Origin of the sequence: Streptomyces sp. SPB074, assembly GCF_000154905.1 — a bacterium.
Classification (GTDB): domain Bacteria; phylum Actinomycetota; class Actinomycetes; order Streptomycetales; family Streptomycetaceae; genus Streptomyces.
This window is the reverse complement of record NZ_GG770539.1, coordinates 2,946,027-2,946,817: the sequence shown is the minus strand read 5'-3', so window position 1 is coordinate 2,946,817 and position 791 is coordinate 2,946,027. Positions and strand designations below refer to the sequence as shown.

Sequence of the window (791 nt, the reverse complement as noted above, 5' to 3'; positions counted from 1 at the left end):
CCTGCCCGACCCCGCGCCCCTCCCGGCGGGCGCCGTCCCGGCCCCGGCCGAACGCAAGGGCGCCGACGCCTCCCGCACGAGCGAGACCGCGAGCTGAGCGGGCGCCGCCGCGCCCGCCGCCCGCCCCCCGCGACGGTCCCGCGACCGGGGACCCCGCCACCTGAGGGCCTGCCGCCCCGCCGCCTTAGGCCCCGCCGCCTCGTTCCACCCACACCATGACCCACTCCGAAGAGCACGAAGAGCACCGGGGGAAGCCCGCACCGATGAGCACCGAGCACGACACCCTCGCCCGCGCGAACCGCGTCCCCCTCCCCGGCCGCGCCGCGCCCCGCCCCGGCGACGGACTCCGCACCGAGGCCGACCCGGCACCCTGCACCACCGAATGGATCACCGAGCCCGGGGCCTTCGCGCTCCTCGCCCCCGCCTGGCGCCGCCTCACCGCCGCCTGCCCGAGCGCCACCCCCTTCCAGAGCCACGCCTGGCTCTCCTCCTGGTGGCAGTCCTACGGCACCCCCGGCGACCTGCGCGTCCTCGTCGTCCGCAGCGGCGACCGCCTCGTCGCCGCCGCGCCCCTCATGCGCGCCCCCGGCCCGCTGCCCGCGCTCGTCCTGCTGGGCGGCGGGATCTCCGACTTCGGCGACGTCCTCGTGGACGCCGCCCACGCGGGCCCCGCCGCCCGCGCCCTCGCCGCCGCCCTGCGCCGCGCCGCCCGCACCAGCCTCATCGACCTGCGCGAACTGCGTCCCGGCGCCGCCACCGAACTCCTCCTGGCGCACTGGCGCGGCCTCGTC

1 protein-coding gene is annotated in these 791 nt (G+C 79.9%); it reads left to right on the top strand.

Annotated features, from left to right (window positions below; translation table 11 throughout):
* Window positions 1–263 precede the first annotated feature (263 nt).
* The coding region (locus SSBG_RS12065) for a glycosyl transferase family 1 (RefSeq protein WP_037869562.1) at window positions 264–791 on the top strand (528 nt) is incomplete at its 3' end.